This is a genomic window from Streptomyces flavofungini (genome assembly GCF_041028215.1).
GTDB lineage: Bacteria > Actinomycetota > Actinomycetes > Streptomycetales > Streptomycetaceae > Streptomyces > Streptomyces flavofungini_B.
The window spans coordinates 1-3810 of sequence record NZ_JASKYR010000779.1; the positions used below are offsets into that span (position 1 = coordinate 1).

4 protein-coding genes are annotated in these 3810 nt (G+C 73.4%); 3 read left to right on the plus strand and 1 reads right to left on the minus strand.

Annotated features, from left to right (window positions below; all coding sequences use genetic code 11):
• From AB8Z36_RS34270 to AB8Z36_RS34280, 3 genes are all read left to right on the plus strand, one after another.
• A partial coding sequence (locus AB8Z36_RS34270; protein WP_369217289.1) for a hypothetical protein occupies positions 1-903 on the plus strand: 903 nt, incomplete at its 5' end.
• A gap of 98 nt (positions 904-1001) precedes the next feature.
• Positions 1002-1406, plus strand: a complete 405-nt coding sequence (locus tag AB8Z36_RS34275) for a VOC family protein (RefSeq protein WP_369217290.1) — start codon at positions 1002-1004, stop codon at positions 1404-1406.
• A 101-nt stretch (positions 1407-1507) separates the two neighbouring features.
• Positions 1508-2677, plus strand: coding sequence for an LOG family protein (locus AB8Z36_RS34280; RefSeq protein ID WP_369217291.1), 1170 nt, complete (start codon positions 1508-1510; stop codon positions 2675-2677).
• 48 nt (positions 2678-2725) lie between these two features.
• On the opposite strand, the gene AB8Z36_RS34285 is transcribed toward AB8Z36_RS34280, so the two are convergent.
• Positions 2726-3529 carry a maleylpyruvate isomerase family mycothiol-dependent enzyme gene (locus AB8Z36_RS34285; RefSeq protein WP_440582076.1) on the minus strand — a complete coding sequence of 268 codons (804 nt, stop codon included), beginning with the start codon at positions 3527-3529 and terminating at the stop codon, positions 2726-2728.
• Positions 3530-3810: the final 281 nt, after the last annotated feature.

Below are 3810 nucleotides of genomic sequence, written 5' to 3' on the forward strand. Positions count from 1 at the left end.
CGCCTGACCGTGCTCGCCGCCATCTCCACGGCCGTGGCCTGCACGCTCGGTTCGATGGTGGCGCTGCTCGTCTTCCTGCATCTGCGCGGCGACCTGTCCGGGCTGCCCTTCGACGGCGCCGCCGCGGGACTGCTCGCCGCCAAGCTGCCGCTGCCGCTCGGCGCCGCCCTGACCCTGCTCCTGGTGGTCCCGGTCACCGCGTCGGCCGCGAGCGCCGCCGTGCTGCGCCCGCGCCCCGCGAAGAAGTCCACCACCGAGGAGGACGCCCGCGCCGCCGAGCCGCCGGHSGCCCCCGCCTCGCCGCCCGGCGGCCTGCCGTGGGGCATCGCCCTGCTGGCCGCGGGCCTCGCCGTGGAGACCTACGCGGGCCGCTCGCCCGGCGGCTCCGGCTTCCGCATCCCGGGCGGCGCCGCGGGCAACCCGGCGGGAGTCCTCGTCGGCTGGGCGCTGACCGCGCTCGGCCTCGCCCTCGCGGGACCCGGCCTCACCTACCTCTGCGGGCTGCTCCTCCAGGCGGTACGGCCCGGCGCGGTGCGGCTGCTCGCGGGGCGCGTCCTCCAGGAGGAGGCGCGGCGCATCGGGCGTCCGCTCGGCGTGCTGTGCGCGGTGGCCTCGGCCGCGTACGCCTCGACCGCCCTGTACGCGGCGCCGCGCACCGCCGTCGGACCGCTCACGGCGCTCGGCGCGCTGCTCGTCGCGGGGTGCGCCGTGCTGACCCTCGCCACGGCCGCCGTCGAGGCCAGGCAGTCCCGTACGCGGACCACCCGGGCCATGCTGCGGTTCGGTGCGCCCGCGACGGCGCTGCGCGGCTCGGCGGCGCTCCGCGCTGCCGCGCTCACAGCCCTGTTCGCGCCGCTGACCTGGGCCGTCGCGGAACTGGCCGCGCTGCCACTGGCCCGCTGAGAACGAGCGCGAAAATTCTCCGCCCCGGGGCGATGAGTTCCGTGTCGAACGGATGTCTAAGCCTCCGTAAGCACACGCACTCACCGGGAGAGACACTCATGTACCAGCAGATGATCTTCGTGAACCTCGCCGTGAACGACGTCGCCGCGTCGCGGAAGTTCTTCACGGAGCTCGGCTACTCGATCAACCCGCAGTTCTCCACGGACGACTGCGCGTGCGTGGTCATCAGCGACACCATCATCGCGATGATGCTGAGCAAGGAGCACTACGCGCAGTTCACGCAGAAGGAGATCGCGGACGCCACGAAGACCAGCGAGACGCTGATCTGTCTGAGCGCCGAGAGCCGCGAGAAGGTCGACGAGCTCGTCGACAAGGCGGTCGCCGCGGGTGGCACGGCGGGCAAGGTCCAGGACTACGGCACGATGTACGGCCGCGCCTACGACGACCTCGACGGCCACACCTGGGAGATCATGTGGATGGACCCCTCCGAGGTGCAGGGCTGACGGGCGAGGACGCGGGGCTGACGGGCCGGGGCGCGGGGCTGACGGACCGGCGCGCGGGGCTGACGGAGCTTGGCCCGAGTGGTGCTGCTTAGCATGGGCGGATGCAGCCGACCCCCGAACACGCATCCGCCCTCCAGCGCCCGCGCTCCCCGCAACAGCCCGGCGACGACCGCGAGATCGAGACGCTCGCCGAGTTCGACGAGGTCAGCGCGCGCGGGGCGCTCGCCGGGAGCCGCGTCCAGGCCGTCGACCTGACGGAGCGCACCGACGCGCTCATGGGCGCGGACGTCACGGACACCGTCTTCCTCGGCTGCCCGATGGAGGAGGACGCGGCGGCGCGGGTCCGAGCCTCAGGAGCACTGGTCTTCCCGCCGGTCCCCGGGCTGCCGTTCAATCCCTACCGCGGCCTGCTCTACTCCCCCGACGACCTGTTCGCGGGGCTCGCCGACGGCGGTTACGAGGCGACCCCGGACGCCCACGCCTACGAGTGGTTCCAGCGCACCAAGGCCGACGGGGACGTCCTCTCGTCGATGCTGCGCGCCATCCACGACGACTCCATCTCCGACGCCCTGGACGAACTGCTGGTCCACGCGCGCGTGGTGGGCGTCATGGGCGGCCACGCGATGGAGCGCGGCACGGACGCCTACGCGGGTGCGGCCAGGCTCGGCCGCTCGCTGGCCCGCGCGGGATTCACCGTGGCCACGGGCGGCGGTCCCGGCGCGATGGAGGCGGCGAACCTCGGCGCGTACGCCGCCGTCCATGACGACGAGATGCTGGACGAGGCGCTCGAACTGCTCGCCAAGGCGCCGACGTTCGCGCCGTCGGTGACCGAGTGGGCGCGCGCGGCCTTCGCGGTCCGCGAGCGCTGGCCCGCCGGCGGCGCCTCGGTGGGCATTCCCACCTGGTTCTACGGCCACGAGCCGCCGAACGCCTTCGCCTCGCACCTGGGCAAGTACTTCGCCAACGCGACCCGTGAGGACGGTCTCCTGGCCCGTTCGAACGCGGGTGTGATATTCCTCCCGGGAGCGGCTGGCACGGTCCAGGAGGTCTTCGACAACGCGACCCCGAACTACTACGAGTCGCGCGGCGAACCCACGCCGATGGTCCTGGTCGACCGCGCGCACTGGACCGGCCACCTGCCGGTCTGGCCGCTCCTCCAGGCGCTCGCGCGCGGCAGGTCCATGGAGCCCCGGATCGCCCTCGTCGACACGGTGGAGGAGGCGCCGGACGCACTGGCCTCGCTGCTGTCCGGCGCCTCCGGTGCCGCGTAAGCCTCGTAGCGCCTCCGGTGCCGCGTAAGCCTCGTAGCGGTCCCGGCGTCAGCCGAACGTCGCGCGCTCCAGCCAGAAGTCGAGCAGGTCCCGGTCGCCGATGACCTCGGCCTGCCCGGCGTCCAGCGGCCGTCGCCGGTAGAAGGCGAGCAGTACCTCGGTGAGCGGGCCGCGGAGCGCGACCGCCGCCTTCTCGTGGCCGCGCCGCCAGGTGAAGCCGTCGTCGCCGAACTCGATGAGCCACTCGGCGCCGAGCCCCTCCGGGGCGTCGGTCGCGTGCAGATGGAGGGAGCCGCGCCCGGCGCCCCTGAGCTCGGCGGCGCTGTCGGACGGGTCGGCGCGCTGGACGAACCGCACGATGTCCAGCCACTCGTCGATCGCGTCGGCGGCGAGCTCAGGCGCCAGTTCGTACGGGACACCGGTGGCGATCGCCGCGTCCGCGCGGTGGACCGCGAGCTCGTGCGTCATGCGCCGGGCCCAGAACCCGGCGGTGTGGTCGTCCGTCCACGACCACGCGGCGGCGTCGGCGCCCGCGTCGCGGAAGGTCTTCTCGCCGAGCGCGGCGGTCTCGGCCAGCCAGGCGTCGAGCGCCGCCGGGTCGTCGCCGTCGGGCCCACCGGCCTCCGGGATCTCCTCGGCGGGGATGTTCCGCTCGGCACGGGTCGCGACCAGGCGCTCGCTCCAGCGCACCGCGCCGCCCATGTGCCGCGCGAGCCGCGCGAGTGTCCAGTCGGGGCAGGTCGGCACGGTCACGGAGAGGTCGGCGCCGTCCAGTGTTTCCCGCAACAGGCTTATCTGACGGGCGACTTCGTCGCAGTAGCGGTCGTGGGAGAGCGGCTTCGAGGTCATCATGGATCGAACTCTAGAGCGAACATAGCCGACGCGGCACGCTTGTTTCCGTCGAACCCCGGCCGACGGCACGATCATTTTCCGGCTCACCCCGAACCGACGGACCGCTTGTTTCCGGCGGACCCCGGCCGACGGCACGATCGTCTTCCGGCAAACCCCGACCGACGGCACGATCGTCTTCCGGCTCGCCCCGGACCAGCCGACCACTTGTTTCGGCCCCCCGGACCGACGGCACGATCGTGTTCAGGCTCACCCCGGACCAAGGGCACGCCGACGTCCCGCCC